Here is a 17,356-nt window from a genome sequence, read left to right as displayed (position 1 = left end):
CCGCCCATCGTGCAAACCAACGCCAACACCTTTCCCCGCCTGCTGCTGGCCCATGCGCAGCGCCAGCCCGACGCGCCGGCCGTGCGCGAGAAGGACCTCGGCATCTGGCAGACCTGGAGCTGGTCGGCCGTCGCCCGCGAGGTGCGCGAGCTCGCCTGCGGGCTCGCCAGCCTGGGCTTCAAGCCGGGCGACAACCTGGCGATCGTCGGCGCCAACCGGCCGCACCTGTACATGGCGGTGGTGGCGGCGCAGAGCCTGCGCGGCGTGCCGGTGCCGCTGTACCAGGACGCGGTGGCGGGCGAGATGGTCTTCATGCTGGAAGACGCGGCCATCGACTTCGTGATCGCCGAGGACCAGGAGCAGGTCGACAAGCTGCTCGAATGCCGCGAGCTGATGGCGGCCCAGGGCAAGCCGGGCCTGCGCCGCATCGTCTACGACGACCCGCGCGGGCTGCGCCACTACGAGCAGCCGGGCCTGCTCGGCTACGAGGCCCTGCGCGCGCTGGGCCGCGCCTTCGACGGCGCGCAGCCGGCTTTCTTCGAGCAAAGCCTGAACGGCGTCGAGCCCGGCGACGTCGCCGTGATCCTCTACACCTCGGGCACCACCGGCCGGCCCAAGGGCGTGTGCCAGACGCACGCCAGCTTCATCGCGGCGGGCCGCGGCGGCGTCGAGACCGACGGGCTCGGCCCCGGCGACAACATCATGAGCTACCTGCCGATGGCCTGGGTCGGCGACCACCTGTTCTCGGTGGCGCAATGGCTGGTGGGCGGCTTCACGCTCAACTGCCCGGAGTCCTCGGCCACGGTGATGAACGACATGCGCGAGATCGGGCCCAGCTACTACTTCGGCCCGCCGCGCACCTTCGAGGGGCTGCTCACGGCCGTGTCGATCCGCATGGAGGACGCGGCGGCGCCCAAGCGCTGGCTCTACGCGAAGTTCATGGCGCTGGCACAGCGCGTGGGCGCCGACATTCTGAACGGCGCGAAGGTGGGCCTGGGCGACCGGCTGCTCTACGGCCTGGGCGACCTGCTGATCTACGGGCCGCTGCGCAACGTGCTGGGCATGAGCCGCATCCGCGTGGCCTACACCGCGGGCGCGGCGATCGGGCCCGACCTGTTCCGCTTCTACCGATCGATCGGCGTCAACCTCAAGCAGTTCTACGGCCAGACCGAGACCTGCGCCTACGTGTGCCTGCAGCAGGACGGCAAGGTGAAGCTGCAGACCGTGGGCAGCGCGGCGCCCGGCATCGAGCTGCGCATCGCACCCGACGGCGAAGTGCTGGTGCGCGGCGTCTCGGTGCTCCAGGGGTACTACAAGCGGCCCGACGCGACGGCCGAGGTGCTCGATGCCGAGGGCTACTTCCACACCGGCGATGCCGGCGTGATCGACGCCGAGGGCCACCTGCGCATCATCGACCGCGCCAAGGACGTGGGCAAGCTCTCGCGCGGCGCGATGTTCGCGCCCAACTACATCGAGAACAAGCTCAAGTTCTTTCCGCAGATCAAGGAAGCGGTGTGCTTCGGCAACGGGCGCGAGGAGGTCTGCGCGGCGATCAACATCGACTTCGAGGCGGTGGGCAACTGGGCCGAGCGCCGCGGCCTGCCCTACGGCGGCTACGTGGACCTGGCCGGCAAGCCCGAGGTGCTGCAGCTGATCGCCGAATGCGTGGAGAAGGTCAACGCCGACCTGGCCGGCGAGGAGGGCATGGGCGACACCCAGATCGCCCGCTTCCTGGTGCTGCACAAGGAGCTGGACCCCGACGACGACGAGCTCACCCGCACCCGCAAGGTGCGGCGCGGCTTCATCGCGGAGAAGTACCGCGTGCTGGTCGATGCGCTCTACGGCGGCAAGGCCGAGCAGTACATCGAGACCCAGGTCAAGTTCGAGGACGGGCGCACGGGCGTGGTGAACGCCACGCTGAAGATCGTCGAAGCCAAGCGCTTCCCCCCGATGAAGGCCGCCGCATGAACGCGCAGAACACCGCCGAGACCGCCATGCTCGCCAGCGCGACCCACGGCGGGCGCCGGATCGGCGAGGTGATCCTGGACGTGCAGAACATCAGCCTGTCCTTCGGCGGCGTGAAGGCGTTGGCCGACATCAGCTTCGACGTGCGCGAGCACGAGGTACGCGCCATCATCGGCCCCAATGGCGCGGGCAAGAGTTCGATGCTCAACTGCATCAACGGCGTCTACCAACCGCAGCAGGGCTCGATCACCTTCCGCGGGCAGCACTTTCGGCACATGAACTCGCGCCAGGTGGCCGAGATGGGCGTGGCACGCACCTTCCAGAACCTGGCCCTGTTCAAGGGCATGAGCGTGCTCGACAACATCATGACGGGCCGCAACCTCAAGATGAAGAGCGGCCTGCTCGCCCAGGCGCTGCGCTGGGGCCCGGCCGAGCGCGAGGAGATCGCGCAACGCGAGTCCGTCGAGCGGATCATCGACTTCCTCGAGATCCAGCCGCACCGCAAGACGCCGGTGGGCCGCCTGCCCTACGGCCTGCAGAAGCGCGTGGACCTGGGCCGCGCGCTGGCGATGGAGCCGCAGGTGCTGCTGCTGGACGAGCCCATGGCCGGCATGAACGTGGAGGAGAAGCAGGACATGAGCCGCTTCATCCTCGACGTGAACGACGAGTTCGGCACCACCATCGTGCTGATCGAGCACGACATGGGCGTGGTGATGGACATCTCGGACCGCGTGGTGGTGCTCGACTACGGCAAGAAGATCGGCGACGGCACGCCCCACGAAGTGCGCAACAACGAGGACGTGATCCGGGCTTACCTCGGGACGGAACACTGATGGGCTTTTTTCTCGAAACACTCTTCGGCGGCCTGATGGTCGGCATGCTCTATTCGCTGATCGCGCTGGGCTTCGTGCTGATCTACAAGGCCTCCGGCGTCTTCAACTTCGCGCAGGGTGCGATGGTGCTGTTCGCCGCGCTGGCGATGGCGCGCTTCGCCGAGTGGGTGCCGCAGTGGACCGGCATCGAGAACCGCTGGTTCGCCAATCTCGCGGCCTTCGTGCTGGCCGGCGCCGTGATGTTCGCGGTGGCCTGGCTGGTGGAGCGGCTGGTGCTGCGGCACTTGGTCAACCAGGAAGGCGCCACGCTGCTGATGGCCACGCTGGGTATCACCTACTTCATCGACGGGCTGGGCCAGACCATCTTCGGCAGCAACATCTACAAGATCGACATCGGCATGCCCAAGGAGCCGATCTTCGCCTTCGAGTCGGCGTTCCAGGGCGGCATCCTGCTGAACAAGGAGGACCTGATCGCCGCCGCGATCGCCGCCGCGCTGGTGGCGCTGCTGTCGCTGTTCTTCCAGAAGACCGGCACCGGCCGCGCGCTGCGGGCGGTGGCCGACGACCACCAGGCCGCGCAGTCCGTCGGCATCCCGCTGGCGCGCATCTGGGTCATCGTGTGGTGCGTGGCGGGCGTGGTGGCGCTGGTGGCCGGGATGATCTGGGGCAGCAAGCTGGGCGTGCAGTTCTCGCTGGCCACGGTGGCGCTGCGCGCGCTGCCGGTCGTCATCCTCGGCGGGCTGACCTCGGTGCCCGGCGCCATCCTCGGCGGGCTGATCATCGGCGTCGGCGAGAAGCTGTCGGAGGTCTACCTCGGGCCGCTGGTGGGCGGCGGCATCGAGATCTGGTTCGCCTACGTGCTCGCGCTCCTGTTCCTGCTGTTCCGGCCGCAGGGGCTGTTCGGCGAAAAGATCATCGATCGCGTGTGAGCGCGGAAAGACCCACCCCATGCTCTACCGCGAAAACGGCCAGTTCAAGACCAGCTACCGCGCCGACCAGCAGGTCTTCCCGATCCTGCAGGACCGCGTGTTCATCGTGTTGCTGCTGGCTTTCGCCGTCGTCGGCGTGCCGCTGCTGGCGAGCGACTACCTGTTCCGGGCCATCCTGATCCCCTTCCTGATCTTCTCGCTGGCCGCGGTGGGCGTGAACATCCTGGTGGGCTACTGCGGCCAGATCTCGCTGGGCTCGGGCGCGTTCATGGCGGTGGGAGCCTACGGCGCCTACAACTTCTTCGCCCGCGTTCCGAACATGCCGCTGATCCCGGCGCTGATCCTCGGCGGGCTGTGCGCCACCGCCTTCGGCATCCTGTTCGGGCTGCCGAGCCTGCGGGTGCGCGGCCTGTACCTGGCGGTCGCCACGCTCGCGGCGCAGTTCTTCGCCGACTGGATGTTCCTGCGCATCAAGTGGTTCACGCTCGACACGCCCTCGGGCTCGGTGGCGGTGTCGAACCTGCAGGTGTTCGGGCTGCCGATCGAGAGCGCGGTGAGCAAGTACCTGTTCTGCCTGGTCGTGCTGGCCCTGGTCGCGCTGATGGCCAAGAACCTGGTGCGCGGCGCCATCGGGCGCGAGTGGATGGCGATTCGCGACATGGACGTGGCCGCGGCGGTGATCGGCATCCGCCCGATGTACGCCAAGCTCAGCGCCTTTGCCGTGAGCTCCTTCATCATCGGGCTGGCAGGCGCGCTGTGGGCCTTCATCTACCTGGGCGCGTGGGAGCCCTCGGCCTTCTCGGTGGACTACTCCTTCCGGCTGCTGTTCATGGTGATCATCGGCGGGCTGGGCTCGATCATGGGCAGCTTCTTCGGCGCGGCCTTCATCGTGGTCCTGCCGATCGCGCTCAACCAGTTCCTGCCGCTCTTGGCCGGGCTGTTCGGCATCGAGATCTCGACCGCGGGCATCGCGCATGCCGAGCTGATGATCTTCGGCGGCCTGATCGTGTGGTTCCTGATCGTGGAGCCGCACGGGCTGGCGCGGCTGTGGTCCACGGCCAAGCAGAAGCTGCGGCTGTGGCCCTTCCCTTATTGATACCGCGCTTCGCAGAATCCCCCGCACCCTAGAACCGACCCAAGGAGACAATCATGAGAGTCCTCAGTTCCGTCATCGCCGCGGCCGCGTGCATGACCTGCCTGGCCGCCGTCGCGCAGACCAAAGAGCAGTTCATCCCGGTGCTGTCGTATCGCACGGGCGCCTTCGCGCCCAACGGCGCGCCCTGGGCCAACGGCTATGTCGACTACTTCAAGCTGGTGAACGCCCGCGGCGGCCTCAACGGCGTCAAGCTCAGCTTCGAAGAATGCGAGACCGGCTACGACACCGCGCGCAGCGTCGAGTGCTACGAGCGGCTCAAGAGCAAGGGGGCCTCGTTCGTGCAGCCGCTGTCGACCGGCGCGACCTTCGCCATCACCGAGAAGGCGCCGGTGGACAAGATCCCGGTGGTGACCATCGGCTACGGCCGCAGCGAGAGCGCCGACGGCACCGTGTTCAAGTGGAACTTCCCGATCGCCGGCACCTACTGGGTGGCCTCCGACGCGATCCTGCAGGCCATCGCCAAGAAGGAGGGCGGGCTGGACAAGCTCAAGGGCAAGAAGCTGGCCCTGGTCTACCACGACAGCCCCTACGGCAAGGAGCCGATCCCGCTGCTGCAGGAGCGCGCCAAGCTGCACGGCTTCGACCTGCAGCTGCTGCCGGTGACCTCGCCCGGCGTCGAGCAGAAGGCGACCTGGCTGCAGATTCGCCAGAACCGGCCCGACTACGTGCTGCTGTGGGGCTGGGGCGTGATGAACTCCACCGCGCTCAAGGAAGCCCAGGCCACCGGCTACCCGCGCGAGAAGATGTACGGCGTATGGTGGGCCGGCGCCGAGCCCGACGTGAAGGACGTGGGCGACGGCGCCAAGGGCTACAACGCCGTGACCATGCAGCATGGCGCGGAGCCGCAGTCGAAGGTGGTCAAGGACGTGCTGGCGATGGTGCACGAGAAGGGCCAGGGCACCGGCCCGCGCAACGAGGTCGGCCAGGTGCTCTACATGCGCGGCGCGATGAGCGCGATGCTCGGCGTGGAAGGCATCCGGGCCGCGCAGGAACGCTTCGGCAAGGGCAAGGTCATGACCGGCGAGCAGGTGCGCTGGGGCCTGGAGAACCTGAACCTCACGCAGGCCAAGCTCGACGCACTGGGCTTCGCCGGCGTGATGCGGCCGATCAGCACCTCGTGCACCGACCACATGGGCGCCTCCTGGGCGCGCATCCACACCTGGGACGGCACGAAGTGGAACTTCACCTCCGACTGGCTGCAGGGCGACGAGCAGGTGATCAAGCCGCTGGTTCGCTCCACCGCGGCCAAGTACGCGGCCGAGAAGAAGCTCAGCGCGCGCCCGCCGGAGGACTGCCAGTCCTGAGCGCCTGATCGCCATCGATCCCGGCTCTCCGGAGCCGGCATCTGGAAGCGCGGCGCCGCCGGGCTTCCAAATGCTCCACACACAACCATGAAGCAAGCCGACATCCTCCTCGACGTCAACGGCATCGAAGTCATCTACAACCACGTGATCCTGGTGCTCAAGGGCGTCTCGCTCAAAGTGCCCGAGGGCGGCATCGTGGCGCTGCTCGGCGGCAACGGCGCCGGCAAGACCACCACGCTGCGCGCGGTCTCGAACCTGCTCGCGGGCGAGCGCGGCGCGGTCACCAAGGGCAACATCACGCTGCGCGGCGAGCGCATCGAGGCGCTGTCGCCGGCCGAGCTGGTGCGGCGCGGGCTGATCCAGGTGATGGAAGGCCGCCACTGCTTCGCCCACCTCACCATCGAGGACAACCTGATGACCGGCGCCTACACCCGCACCGACGGCAAGGCCGCGGTGGCGCAGACGCTGGAGAAGGTCTACGCCTACTTCCCGCGCCTGAAGACGCGGCGCTCCTCGCAGGCCGCCTACACCTCGGGCGGCGAGCAGCAGATGTGCGCCATCGGCCGCGCGCTGATGGCCAACCCCAGCATGGTGCTGCTCGACGAGCCCTCGATGGGCCTGGCACCGCAGATCGTGGACGAGGTCTTCGGCATCGTGAAGGACCTGAACCAGAAGGAGCGCGTGACCTTCCTCCTGGCTGAGCAGAACACCAACATGGCGCTGCGCTATGCCGACTACGGCTACATCCTGGAGAACGGCCGCATCGTGATGGACGGCGAGGCGCACAGCCTCAGGGAGAACGAGGACGTCAAGGAGTTCTACCTGGGCGTGGGCGGCGCGGACCGCAAGAGCTTCCGCGACGTGAAGAGCTACAAGCGCCGCAAGAGGTGGTTGGCGTAATGGCTCGCCCCCAGGTTGGCTCACTTCGTGTAGCCGCCCACCCCCTACCGGGGGCAACACCAGCGGCCCGGCAAAGCCGGTTCCGCGGTGTTCCCCGAACAGGCCTGATCCAGGACAACGGCTATGAATGATTACTACGATGCGCTTGAAGTGCGCGACCCGGCGGAGCGCGAGCAGGACTTGCTGGCTGCGTTGCCGAAGCAGATTGCCCAGGCCCAGACCGCCGCTCCCGCCTTCGCGAAGATCCTCGACGGGGTGAAGCCCGCCGACATCGACAGCCGCGAGGCGCTGGCGCGCCTGCCCGTCACGCGCAAGCACGAGCTGCTGGAGCGGCAGAAGGCCGAGCGCGCGCGCGATCCCTTCGGCGGCTTTTCGGCCATTCGCTTCGGCCCGCGCATGCTGCGCGTGTTCGCCAGCCCCGGCACCATCTACGAGCCCGAGGGCGAGGCGCTCGACTACTGGCGCACGGCGCGCGCGCTGCATGCGGCGGGCTTTCGCAGCGGCGAGCTGGTGCACAACAGCTTCAGCTACCACATGACGCCGGCCGGCGCGATCATGGAAAGCGGCGCGCGGGCCCTGGGCTGCACCGTGTTCGCCGGCGGCACCGGCCAGACGGAGCAGCAGGTGGACGCGATCGCCGATCTCAAGCCCGCCGGCTATGCCGGCACGCCCAGCTTCCTGAAGATCCTGCTGGAGAAGGCGGCCGAGCGGGGCATCCCCCTGCCCTCGCTGACCAAGGCGCTGGTCTCGGGCGAGGCCTTCCCCCCCAGCCTGCGCGACTGGATCGCCGAGCGCGGCGTGGCCGGCATGCAGTGCTACGCGACCGCCGATCTGGGCCTGATCGCCTACGAGACGGCGGCACGCGAAGGCCTGGTGCTCGACGAGGGTGTGATCGTCGAGATCGTGCGCCCCGGCACCGGCGACCCGGTGCCCGAGGGCGAGGTGGGCGAGATCGTCGTCACCACGCTGAACCCCGATTACCCGCTGATCCGCTTCGGCACCGGCGACCTCTCGGCCGTGCTGCCGGGAGGCTGCCCGACCGGCCGCACCAACACCCGCATCAAGGGCTGGCTCGGCCGCGCCGACCAGACCACGAAGGTGCGCGGCATGTTCGTGCATCCGGGCCAGGTGGCGGAGATCGCGCGGCGCTTCCCCGAGGTGCGGCGCGCGCGGCTGGTGGTCGAGGGCGAGATGGGCGAGGACCGCATGACGCTCCGGCTCGAATGCGCGTCGGAGCCCGAGGGCTTGGCCGGCCGCATTGCCGCGGCGGTCCGCGATGTCACCAAGCTGCGCGGGGAGGTCGAGCTGATGGAGCCGGGCAGCCTGCCCAACGACGGCAAGGTGATCGAGGACGCGCGCAGCTACCGATAGGTCCGGGCTTCGTCGATCGTATTCGCGGGGTTTTTGAGGACCGGCACGCGCGATGTCGCAGCTGGGGAAGTGCGCTCGGGTTTTTCCCGACTCGCTCCGCGACGATTGATCAGATTTCAACTTGCGGGGCGTCGCAACAATTTGCGGCATTCGCGCCGCACGTGTTTCGTCCAGGTCGGCGCGCCGCTCCCCTCGCGCCACCACGATGACCTACCGTTTCCTTGCGTCGCTCCGCCTCATTGCCGCCGTTTTTTCGCTTCATCTTGGCCTTGCCGCCTGCGGGGGAGGCAGCGACGGATGGGTCGGTATTCCCGCCAGCGCAACAGCGGCGCCGGAACCCGTCGGCCCGCCCGCAGCGCCGCCCTCGTTGCCCTCCGAACCCCCTCCCGACGAGACAACGGCGCCGGTGACCCGCACCATCGGCGGCAAAGTGACCGGATTGGCCGAGAACGGGAAGATCGTCCTGCTGAACAACGGGGGCGATGCACTGACTTTGGCCACCAACGGCCCGTTTCGCTTTCCCTCGGCGGTGCCCGTCGATGCAGGCTACGCAGTGACGCTGAATGTCCCACCGCTCTGGCAGGCATGCAACATCGCCAACGGAAGCGGTACGGCCACGACCGATGTGGCCGACGTAGAAGTGAGCTGCGACGATTCGCCCGCACAAGTTTCCACGCTGGCCGGCAGCATTGCGCCAGGTTTCAACGACGCCACGGGAACCGCGGCTTCGTTCAATGCACCCGCGGGCGTCGCCGTCGATCACTGGGGCAACCTCTATGTCGCGGATACGGAGAATCACCGCATTCGGAAGATCGATCCGGGCGGCGCCGTCACGACCCTGGCGGGATCCGCGAGCCCGGGCTTGGCCGACGGCCTCGGCGCTGCAGCTTCATTCAGGTTCCCATCGAACATCGCGGTCGACCGGAACGGCAATCTCTACGTGACGGATACGCAGAGCCACTCCATCCGGAAGATCACCCCAACCGGCCAGGTGTCGACGCTGGCAGGCTCCACGACACCGGGGTCAGCGGATGGCGTCGGCACCGCGGCGTCATTCGATGGCCCCTACGGGGTGGCGGTCGACGCAAATGCCAACGTGTACGTCGCGGACCTGAACAACAACAGGATTCGCAAGATCACGCCCACCGGCGTGGTCACGACGCTGGCCGGTTCGCAGAGCGGATCAGCGGACGGCACGGGTGGGGCAGCGTCGTTTTTTCAACCGGCCGGAATTGCGGTGGGCGCCGATGGGCAACTCTATGTCAGCGACTATGGCAACAACACCATCCGCAAGGTCACGCCGGAGGGCGTCGTCACGACAGTGGCAGGCTCCGGCCTGCGTCGAACCGTCAATGGGACGGGCGCAGCGGCGTCCTTCCTGGATCCCGTCGGCGTGGCGGTGGATGCCGGCGGCACGGTGTTCGTCGCCGAGTATCTGGGCAACGTCATCCGAAAGATCACACCCGCCGGGGACGTCACCATCTTTGCCGGCGCTTCGGCCAGGGGCTCGATCGACGGCGTTGGCGAAGCCGCGAGGTTCGATTCGCCGCACGGCTTGGCCATCGACGCGGACGGCCAGCTCTATGTCGCGGACTCGCTCAACCACATGATCCGAAAGATGGCTCCCGTTCGCTGACGGGTCGCACATCGTCGGCGATGGCCACCCTCAGGCGTGCGTGCGCACGCCGGCAAAGGCTTCCACCATCACACGATTGAAAGCCGGCAGGTCCGCGGGCTTGCGGCTGGTGATCAGCGGCCCATCGGCCACCACCTCCAGGTCCACCCACTTGGCGCCGGCATTCTTCAGGTCCGTGCGCAAGGAGGGCCAGGAGGTCATCGTGCGGCCCTTGACCGCGTCCGCCTCGATCAAGGTCCACGGGCCGTGGCATATGGCAGCGATGGGCTTGCCGGCCTTGGCGAAGTCGCGCACGAAGGCGACGGCCTGCTCGTCGATGCGCAAAGCATCGGGGTTCGCCACGCCGCCCGGCAGCACCAGGGCATCGTATTCATGGGCGGCCGCCTGCTGCAGCGGCACATCGACGTCGAAGCGGTCGGCCGGCGCATGGTGCTTCCAGCCGCGCACGCCGCCGTTCTTCGGGGAGACCAGGCTGGTGTCCGCGCCGGCGGCCTCGAGGGCCTTGCGGGGCTCGGTCATCTCGGACTGCTCGAAGCCGTCCGTCACGAGGATGGCAATCTTCATGCCCTCGAGCTGGCGTTTGATCATGGGAGGTCCTTTCATGCAAGTGGAAATTCCACGCTAAGGCCGCCCGCGCGCCGACGGATGGGCCTGCGTCGCCTCCCCGTGTCGGACAAATCGGCAAGTGTGGGATCGCTCACCTGCAAGCCAAGGCGATCCGCCACCAGCGAGGGCGCCGGTGGGCCGAACGGCTGGCAAGCGCCAATCTCCGAAGCATTGGGTAGGAAACGGCTGACAGACACGCACGCGTTCGCGTGGACAGTGGGTGGCTTCTGGCGTTTACGGAGAATTTGTCCATGCCCATCGTTTGTGGGGCTTGCGGAAGCGAGAACCGGGAGAACGCGAAGTTCTGCATCGGTTGCGCACGCCGCCTGCCCGGTTTCGTGGCCACCGGACCCTCGGCCCTCGAGACCATCAACCATGCGCACCCGCGCGCGCCTGCCCGCTCGGCCCGCGTCTGGCGCCGCGACGATCCGCTGGCGCTGCTGCCGGCGGAAACGGCGGGCTTCTGGCTGCGCCTCGCGCTGCTGGGCCTGGCGATGGGACTCGGCTTCATCGGCTGGTACCTCTATGTCACGCGCCAGCTGGCGGAGCCGCCTTTTCTGAACCAGGTCACGGCGGCGCTGACGCTGGAGGACCGCAAGCCGGCTTCGGACGAGCCGCCGATGGCGTTGGCGGCTCCGAGCACGTCGACCGCGAACTCGACCACGACGCCGGCGCAAGCGTCGGCGCCTGCGCCGACGGCTCCTTCTGCGCCGGGCCCCTCCAAGCGCGAGTCCGCGAAGGCGGCAGCGCCCGCGCTGGCCGCCGCGCCCGAGAAACAGGCCGCGTCCGCGAATTCAGCCGCGCCGGAGAAGCCCGCCCCGCCTGCACCGGCAGCGGCAAGGGCTGAGCCCCCCGCGGCAGCGCCGGCCCCTCGCACCGCCTCGGCCACGCCGCCGGAACGCAAGCGCGAGGAGCCGCCTCCGGTGGTTCGGCAGCCTCGCACGCCAGCCTGGGCCGATCCGGAGCCTGCGGTCGCAGCCGCACCTGCAACGCCCTGGATCCGCCCCCCGGGCTGGACCCGCGACGATCCGGGCACACCGATCGTCCGCGGCCCGGCGCCCGTGGAAGCACCGCCGCGCGCGACCGCTTCGATCCGTGGCGATGGCGGACCGCCGATCGCGCGCGGTCCCGGGCCCGTCTACAACTTCAACTCGCCGGGCAGTTCGCCATCGGCGCGTGACGACCCCGGACCGCCGATCGCGCCCGGCCCGGGACCGCTCTACGAGTCGGCACGCACGCCGAACTGGGCGGCCAACGATTCGGGCCCGCCGATCGCGGTCGGCCCCGGCCCGGTCTACAACCGCACGCGGGACCGGTAGGCCGGCGGAAGGCGCTCGATCGCGGCCTGACGGACCGCGCTTCGAACCACATCCGCAGCGAGAAATCGTGGGAGATTTCCTAAGGGCATTCCGGTAGTCGCCGGCCGGCGGCGGGCGATAAGATCGCGGCCCCTTGAACTTGGATTGAACACGGAGAGAGATCATGAAGAAACTGCTCGTCCTCACGGCGATCGCCGCCGCAGCCGCGGGCGCCCATGCCCAGGACTTCCCGGGCAGCAAGCCCGTCACCATCGTGGTGCCTTTCGCCGCCGGCGGCCCGACCGACCGCGTGGCCCGCGACCTGGCCGAGGCCCTGCGCAAGCCACTCGGCGCCAGCAGCATCGTGGTCGACAACGTGCCCGGCGCCGGCAGCTCCATCGGCGCAGCCAAGGTGGCGCGCGCCGCGCCGGACGGCTACACCCTGCTGCTGAACCACATCGGCATGGCGACCGTCCCGACGCTGGTGCGCAACGTGCCCTTCAAGGTCGAGAGCGACTTCGAGTACCTGGGCATCGTCAACGACGTGCCGATGACGCTGATCGCCAAGCCCACGATGAAGGCCAACAACTACAAGGAGCTGACGGCCTGGCTGGCGGAGAACAAGGGCAAGATCAACCTCGGCAACGCGGGCGTGGGCTCGGCCTCGCACCTGTGCGGCCTGCTGTTCCAGAGCGCGACCAAGACCGAGATGACGCCGGTGCCGTACAAGGGCACGGCCCCCGCCATCACCGACCTGATCGGCGGTCAGATCGACCTGCTGTGCGACCAGACCACCAACACCTCGCCGCAGATCGAGGCCAAGAAGGTCAAGGCCTACGCCGTGACCACCTCGAAGCGCCTGAGCACGCCGCTGCTCAAGGACCTGCCCACGCTGCAGGAATCGGGGCTGAAGGACTTCCAGGTCACGATCTGGCACGGCCTCTACGCGCCCAAGGGCACGCCGCCGGCAGTCACCAAGAAGGTCAACGACGCGCTCAAGGTCGCGCTGAAGGACCCGGACTTCGTCAAGAAGCAGGAAGGCCTGGGCGCCGTGGTCGCCAGCGACAACCGCGTCGAGCCGGCCGAGCACAAGAAGTTCGTCGCCGCCGAGATCGCCAAGTGGAGCCCGATCATCAAGGCGGCCGGGGTCTACGCGGACTAAGGCAGGGCGGAGGCCGCGGCGCGCGCGCGCCGCGCCTTCGAATCCGGATGGAGCGGCCGCAGGTACTCGTGCAAGGCGAGTGCCGCCGCTCCGACCGCCGGCGCCCATTCCCCATGGCGCGCACCGCGCACTACCGGCGGCTGCATGCCGGCACTCTCGGCATAGCGCCGCACCACCTCGATCGCGCCGCGCAGCAGTTGCGGATGCGCCTGGCATGAGTGGCCGCCGACCACGATCGCGCGCGGCTCGAAGGTGACCCACAGGTTCTGAAGCAGCACGCCCAGAAAGGCCGCGCCGCGCGGCGCGGCATCGGCGCTGCCGCCCAGCACGCGCGAGCCGAGGAAGGCCTCGGCACAACCGCGGCGGCCGCAGGAGCACAGGGGCCCGTCCACCTGCAGGATGGTGTGGCCGATCTCGCCGGCCATGCCGTGCGCGCCGGTGAAGAGGCGGTCGTTGAGCACCACTCCGGCGCCCACGCCTACGTCGCAGCTCACGAAGACCAGCGGATCTTCGCCCTCGCCGCCCGCGAACTCGTACTCGCCCAGCGCCGCCGCATCGGCGTCGTTCTGCAGCTGCACCGGCACGTCTTCGATGCCCTCCCGCGCCAGCGCCTCGACCAGGCCCGGCAGCAAGCTCACCTGCCGCCAGCCGAGGTTGGGCGCGAAGCGGACCTGGCCGGTCGCGTCGTCGACCGCGCCGGGGACGCCGACGCCGATGCCCGAGGCACGCAGGCCCGCGGCGAGCAGATGCCGGTGCGCGGCGGCCACCATGCTTGCGACCTGCCGGCAGACCGCGTGCGGCGCAGGCTCGCGCAAGGGCTGGGCTTCCGAATGGAGCCGCTCGCCCAGCAGCGAGACGCACACCACGCGCAAGGTCTCGACTGCGATCTCGACGCCGATCAGGGCCCGCACGCCGGCGTGAATCTGCAAGGGGATGGAGGGCCGCCCGAGCCCGTCGGCCACGGCGGCATCGGCTTCATGCAGCCAGCCGTCTTCGAGCAGTTCTCGCACCAGCAGGCTGACGGTGGATTTCGTGAGCCCGCTCTCGGCCGCCAGCCGCGCGCGCGAGAGGCCGGGCCTGGCGCGCAGCAGCCGCAGCAGCACGCTGCGGTTGATGCGCCTGACCAGTTGCTGGTCGCCGAGGGTCGTCATCCCGAAGCGTGCTCGGCTTGCGCCTTCCCCTCGGGCCGCTTGCCCGCGATGATCATGCCCAGCACTTCGTCCTCATTCACGTCGGCGGTGCGGTAGGTGCCGACCAGGCGGCCGTTCTTCATCACCGCGAGGCGGTCGCTGAGCCCGAAGACATCGGGCATGTCGTGCGTGATCAGGAAGATGCCCACGCCGTCGGCCTTCAGCTGCTTGACCAGCGCGCCGACCATCGCCGTCTCCTCCGGCCCGAGGGCGGCGCAGGGCTCGTCCATGATCAGGATGCGAGCGTTGAAGTAGAGCGCGCGCGAGATCGCCACCACCTGCCGCTGGCCGCCCGAGAGGCGCCGCACCGGCACGCGGATGTTGGTGAAGTTCTTGTTGAGGCGGCGGAAGACCTTGCGCGCCTCGTTCTCCATGAAGTGGTCGTCCAGCGTGCGCCAGGGCGTGAGCTTCTCGCGCCCCAGGAACAGGTTGGCCACGGAGTCGAGGTTGTCGGCCAGGGCCAGGGTCTGGTAGATGGTCTCGATGCCCTGCGCCTGCGCTTCCGAGGGCGTGCGGATGTGGACCGGCTGGCCCGCGATGAGCGTCTCGCCCGAGTCGATGGGGTAGGCGCCCGCGAGCATCTTCATCAGCGTGGACTTGCCGGCGCCGTTGTGACCCAGCAGGGCCACCACCTCGCCGGGGTAGAGGTTGACGCTGACGTTGTCGACCGCTTTCACGCCGCCGAAGGACTTGCGGATCTCGCGCAGCTCGACGAGAGGGGGAGCCGCGTTCATCGCGTCTCTCCGAAATGCTTGCGGTAGAGCACGTCGAACACCACCGCCACGATCAACACCTGGCCGATGATCACCATGCGCTTGCCGATGGCCACGTCGAGCAGCAGCATGCCGCTGTCGAGCGACTGCATGATCAGCGCGCCCAGCACCGAGCCGAAGATGGAGCCGCTGCCGCCCGCCAGTGCCGCGCCGCCGATCACCGCGGCCGCGATCACGTAGAGCTCCATGCCCGAGCCCAGCGAGTTGGTCCCCGCGTTGAGCCGCGCGATCGACACGATGGCCGCCACCGTCACCAGCACCGAGAGCAGCGCGAACAGCAGCAGCGTCACGCGCTTGACCGGGATGCCCACCAGCGCCGCGGCATCGGGATTGCCGCCCATCGCGAACACGTAGCGCCCGAAGCGCGTGCGGTGGACGATGAAGGACAGCACCACCGCCACCACGGCCCAGATCAGCACGGGAATGGGAATGCCCTGCGGCTCGGTCTTGGACGAGATCTGGTAGCTGTTCATGGTCGCTGCGAAGGCGAACACCACCAGCACCGGCACTGCCGTGAGCAGCACGTCGAGCCACAGCGGCTCCACCGGCATCTCGTGGCGCTGGCGCGCGCGGCGCTGCTGCAGCATGCGCGCGAACAGCACGAGCGCCACCAGCGCGGCCAGCGCCCAGGTGGCCGTGGTGCCGATACCGCCGTCGTAGCCGCCGCCCAGGCGCTGGAAGAACTCATCGTTGACCGGCTGGGTCTTGCCGTCGGCCACCAGGAAGGCGGCGCCGCGGAAGGACATCAGCCCGCCCAGCGTGACCACGAAGGAGGGCACGCCCAGCATCGCCGTGAGCCCGCCCTGGTAGAGCGAGACCAGCAGCGCCACCGCCAGTCCCGCCAGGCAGGAGGCCGGCCAGGACCAGCCCGAGGTGTACTGCAGGTAGGCCACCAGCACGCCGACGAAGCCCATCACCGAGCCGACCGAGAGGTCGATGTGGCGGGCCACGATGACCAGCACCATCACGGTGGAGACGATGCCCACCACCGCGGTCTGCTGCGCGATGTTGTAGAGGTTCTCGGGCGTGAGGAAGATGCCGCCCGAGAGCCAGTGGAAGACGATCGCCATGATCGCCAGCAGCGCGCACATGAGGAGCAGGCGCAGGTCGACGCCGCTCCGGCGCCAGAGCCCCGGGGATTCGCTCATCGCTCTGCGCGCGTTACTTGCAGGCCGCGGGGGCCTTGTCGCCCGTCACGCCCTTGCAGAGCTCGTCCTTCTTGATCCAGCCTTCCTTGACCACCACGTCGAGGTTGTCGCGCGTAACCGGCACCGGCGTGAGCAGGCGCGAGGAGATCGCGATCTTCTTCTCGCCGCCGCTCCAGTTGGCCGCCTTCTCCGGCGTCTTACCTTGCACCAGCGCCATCGCGGCGCTCGCCGCCTCGCGGCCGAGCTCGCGCGAATCCTTCCACACCGTCACCGTCTGCGTGCCGAGGGCGACGCGGTTGAGCGCCGCGAAGTCCGCGTCCTGCCCCGACACCGGGATGCCGCGGATGCCCTTGGCGCTGAGCGCCGCCACCGCGCCGCCCGCGGTGCCGTCGTTGGCGGCCACGACCGCGTCGACCTTGCCGCCGGCCTTGGTGAGGATCTGCTCCATGTTCTTCTGCGCCACCTCGGGCTTCCAGCCATCGGTGTACTCGTCGCCCACGATCTTGATGTCGCCCTTCTTCACCGCCTCGGCCACGATCTCCTGCTGGCCGGCGCGCAGGAAGTTGGCGTTCGGGTCGGTGGGCGAGCCCTTGATGAACACGTAGTTGCCCTTGGGCTGCACTTTGTAGACGGCGCGTGCCTGCATGCGGCCCACCTCGACGTTGTCGAAGGTGATGTAGAAAACGCCGGGCGTCTCGATCAGCCGGTCGTAGGCCACCACCGGCACCTTCTGCCGCACCGCCTTGTTGACCGCGGGCAGGATCGCATCCTTGTCCATCGCCAGCACGATCAGCGCCTTGGCGCCCTTGGACATCAGGCCGTCGATGTCGGCCAGCTGCTTCTCGGGCGAGCCGCCGGCGTCGGCGCTGATGTACTTCGCGCCCAGCTTCTCCAGCTGCGCCTTGATCGCGGCCTCGTCGGTCTTCCAGCGCTCCTCCTGGAAGTTGGACCAACTCACGCCGACGACGGTCTGGGCGCAGGCGGCGATCGCGGAAAGGCCAAGGGCCAGGGCGCCCAGGGCGCGAAGCGGCTTCTTCATGTGCAGGTCTCCGGGTTTGTTGTGCGTGCGCTTGGCGCACGCGGCT

Annotated in this window: 15 protein-coding genes; 10 read left to right on the top strand and 5 right to left on the bottom strand. The window is 68.8% G+C overall.

Going from position 1 to position 17,356, the window contains the following annotated elements:
• Positions 1-9: 9 nt before the first annotated feature.
• The 8 genes from GXN78_RS16270 to GXN78_RS16235 all read left to right on the top strand — a co-directional run bounded on the left by GXN78_RS16270 (position 10) and on the right by GXN78_RS16235 (position 10,094).
• Entirely contained in the window at positions 10-1,968 is a 1,959-nt protein-coding gene (locus GXN78_RS16270) for an AMP-binding protein (protein ID WP_106558990.1), read from the top strand.
• Complete coding sequence (locus tag GXN78_RS16265; RefSeq protein WP_106558989.1) at positions 1,965-2,798, top strand: ABC transporter ATP-binding protein; 834 nt, start codon at positions 1,965-1,967, stop codon at positions 2,796-2,798. The genes GXN78_RS16270 and GXN78_RS16265 overlap by 4 nt, the downstream gene beginning before the upstream one ends.
• On the top strand, positions 2,798-3,727 hold the full coding sequence (locus GXN78_RS16260; RefSeq protein ID WP_106558988.1) for a branched-chain amino acid ABC transporter permease: 930 nt from the start codon (positions 2,798-2,800) through the stop codon (positions 3,725-3,727). The genes GXN78_RS16265 and GXN78_RS16260 overlap by 1 nt, the downstream gene beginning before the upstream one ends.
• A gap of 19 nt (positions 3,728-3,746) precedes the next feature.
• Complete coding sequence (locus tag GXN78_RS16255; RefSeq protein WP_106558987.1) at positions 3,747-4,823, top strand: branched-chain amino acid ABC transporter permease; 1,077 nt, start codon at positions 3,747-3,749, stop codon at positions 4,821-4,823.
• Positions 4,824-4,876: 53 nt separating this feature from the next.
• A complete protein-coding gene (locus tag GXN78_RS16250) occupies positions 4,877-6,187 on the top strand; it encodes an ABC transporter substrate-binding protein (protein ID WP_106558986.1) in 1,311 nt (436 codons plus the stop codon).
• A gap of 87 nt (positions 6,188-6,274) precedes the next feature.
• Positions 6,275-7,087: an ABC transporter ATP-binding protein gene (locus GXN78_RS16245; RefSeq protein ID WP_106558985.1), complete on the top strand. Its 813-nt coding sequence runs from the start codon at positions 6,275-6,277 to the stop codon at positions 7,085-7,087.
• Between the two features lie 123 nt (positions 7,088-7,210).
• Complete coding sequence (locus GXN78_RS16240) at positions 7,211-8,458, top strand: AMP-binding protein (RefSeq protein ID WP_106558984.1); 1,248 nt, start codon at positions 7,211-7,213, stop codon at positions 8,456-8,458.
• Positions 8,459-8,663: 205 nt separating this feature from the next.
• The gene (locus GXN78_RS16235) at positions 8,664-10,094 is read left to right on the top strand and encodes an NHL repeat-containing protein (RefSeq protein WP_106558983.1); all 1,431 of its coding nucleotides are present in this window, start codon (positions 8,664-8,666) and stop codon (positions 10,092-10,094) included.
• A 30-nt stretch (positions 10,095-10,124) separates the two neighbouring features.
• On the opposite strand, the gene GXN78_RS16230 is transcribed toward GXN78_RS16235, so the two are convergent.
• Entirely contained in the window at positions 10,125-10,682 is a 558-nt protein-coding gene (locus GXN78_RS16230; protein WP_106558982.1) for a type 1 glutamine amidotransferase domain-containing protein, read from the bottom strand.
• A gap of 269 nt (positions 10,683-10,951) precedes the next feature.
• On the opposite strand from GXN78_RS16230, the gene GXN78_RS16225 reads away from it, so the two are divergent.
• A complete protein-coding gene (locus tag GXN78_RS16225; protein WP_146163113.1) occupies positions 10,952-12,019 on the top strand; it encodes a zinc ribbon domain-containing protein in 1,068 nt (355 codons plus the stop codon).
• A gap of 163 nt (positions 12,020-12,182) precedes the next feature.
• Positions 12,183-13,160, top strand: coding sequence for a tripartite tricarboxylate transporter substrate-binding protein (locus GXN78_RS16220; protein WP_106558979.1), 978 nt, complete (start codon positions 12,183-12,185; stop codon positions 13,158-13,160).
• On the opposite strand, the gene GXN78_RS16215 is transcribed toward GXN78_RS16220, so the two are convergent.
• Genes GXN78_RS16215 through xylF form a run of 4 tightly spaced genes read right to left on the bottom strand, consistent with a single transcriptional unit; the run spans position 13,157 to position 17,310 of the window.
• The gene (locus tag GXN78_RS16215; protein WP_106558978.1) at positions 13,157-14,311 is read right to left on the bottom strand and encodes an ROK family transcriptional regulator; all 1,155 of its coding nucleotides are present in this window, start codon (positions 14,309-14,311) and stop codon (positions 13,157-13,159) included. The two genes, GXN78_RS16220 and GXN78_RS16215, sit on opposite strands and share 4 nt — an antisense overlap.
• Positions 14,308-15,084, bottom strand: a complete 777-nt coding sequence (locus tag GXN78_RS16210; RefSeq protein WP_106558977.1) for an ATP-binding cassette domain-containing protein — start codon at positions 15,082-15,084, stop codon at positions 14,308-14,310. The genes GXN78_RS16215 and GXN78_RS16210 overlap by 4 nt, the downstream gene beginning before the upstream one ends.
• A complete protein-coding gene (locus tag GXN78_RS16205; protein WP_106558976.1) occupies positions 15,081-16,271 on the bottom strand; it encodes an ABC transporter permease in 1,191 nt (396 codons plus the stop codon). Before GXN78_RS16205 ends, GXN78_RS16210 begins: the two co-directional genes overlap by 4 nt.
• Before the next feature lie 13 nt (positions 16,272-16,284).
• A complete protein-coding gene (gene xylF / locus GXN78_RS16200; protein WP_106558975.1) occupies positions 16,285-17,310 on the bottom strand; it encodes a D-xylose ABC transporter substrate-binding protein in 1,026 nt (341 codons plus the stop codon).
• Positions 17,311-17,356 lie beyond the last annotated feature (46 nt).

The sequence above is a fragment of the Variovorax sp. WS11 genome, assembly GCF_010499245.1.
Classification (GTDB): Bacteria; Pseudomonadota; Gammaproteobacteria; order Burkholderiales; family Burkholderiaceae_C; genus Variovorax.
Note: the sequence above shows the minus strand (reverse complement) of the source record. Positions and strands in the feature narration are given on the sequence as shown.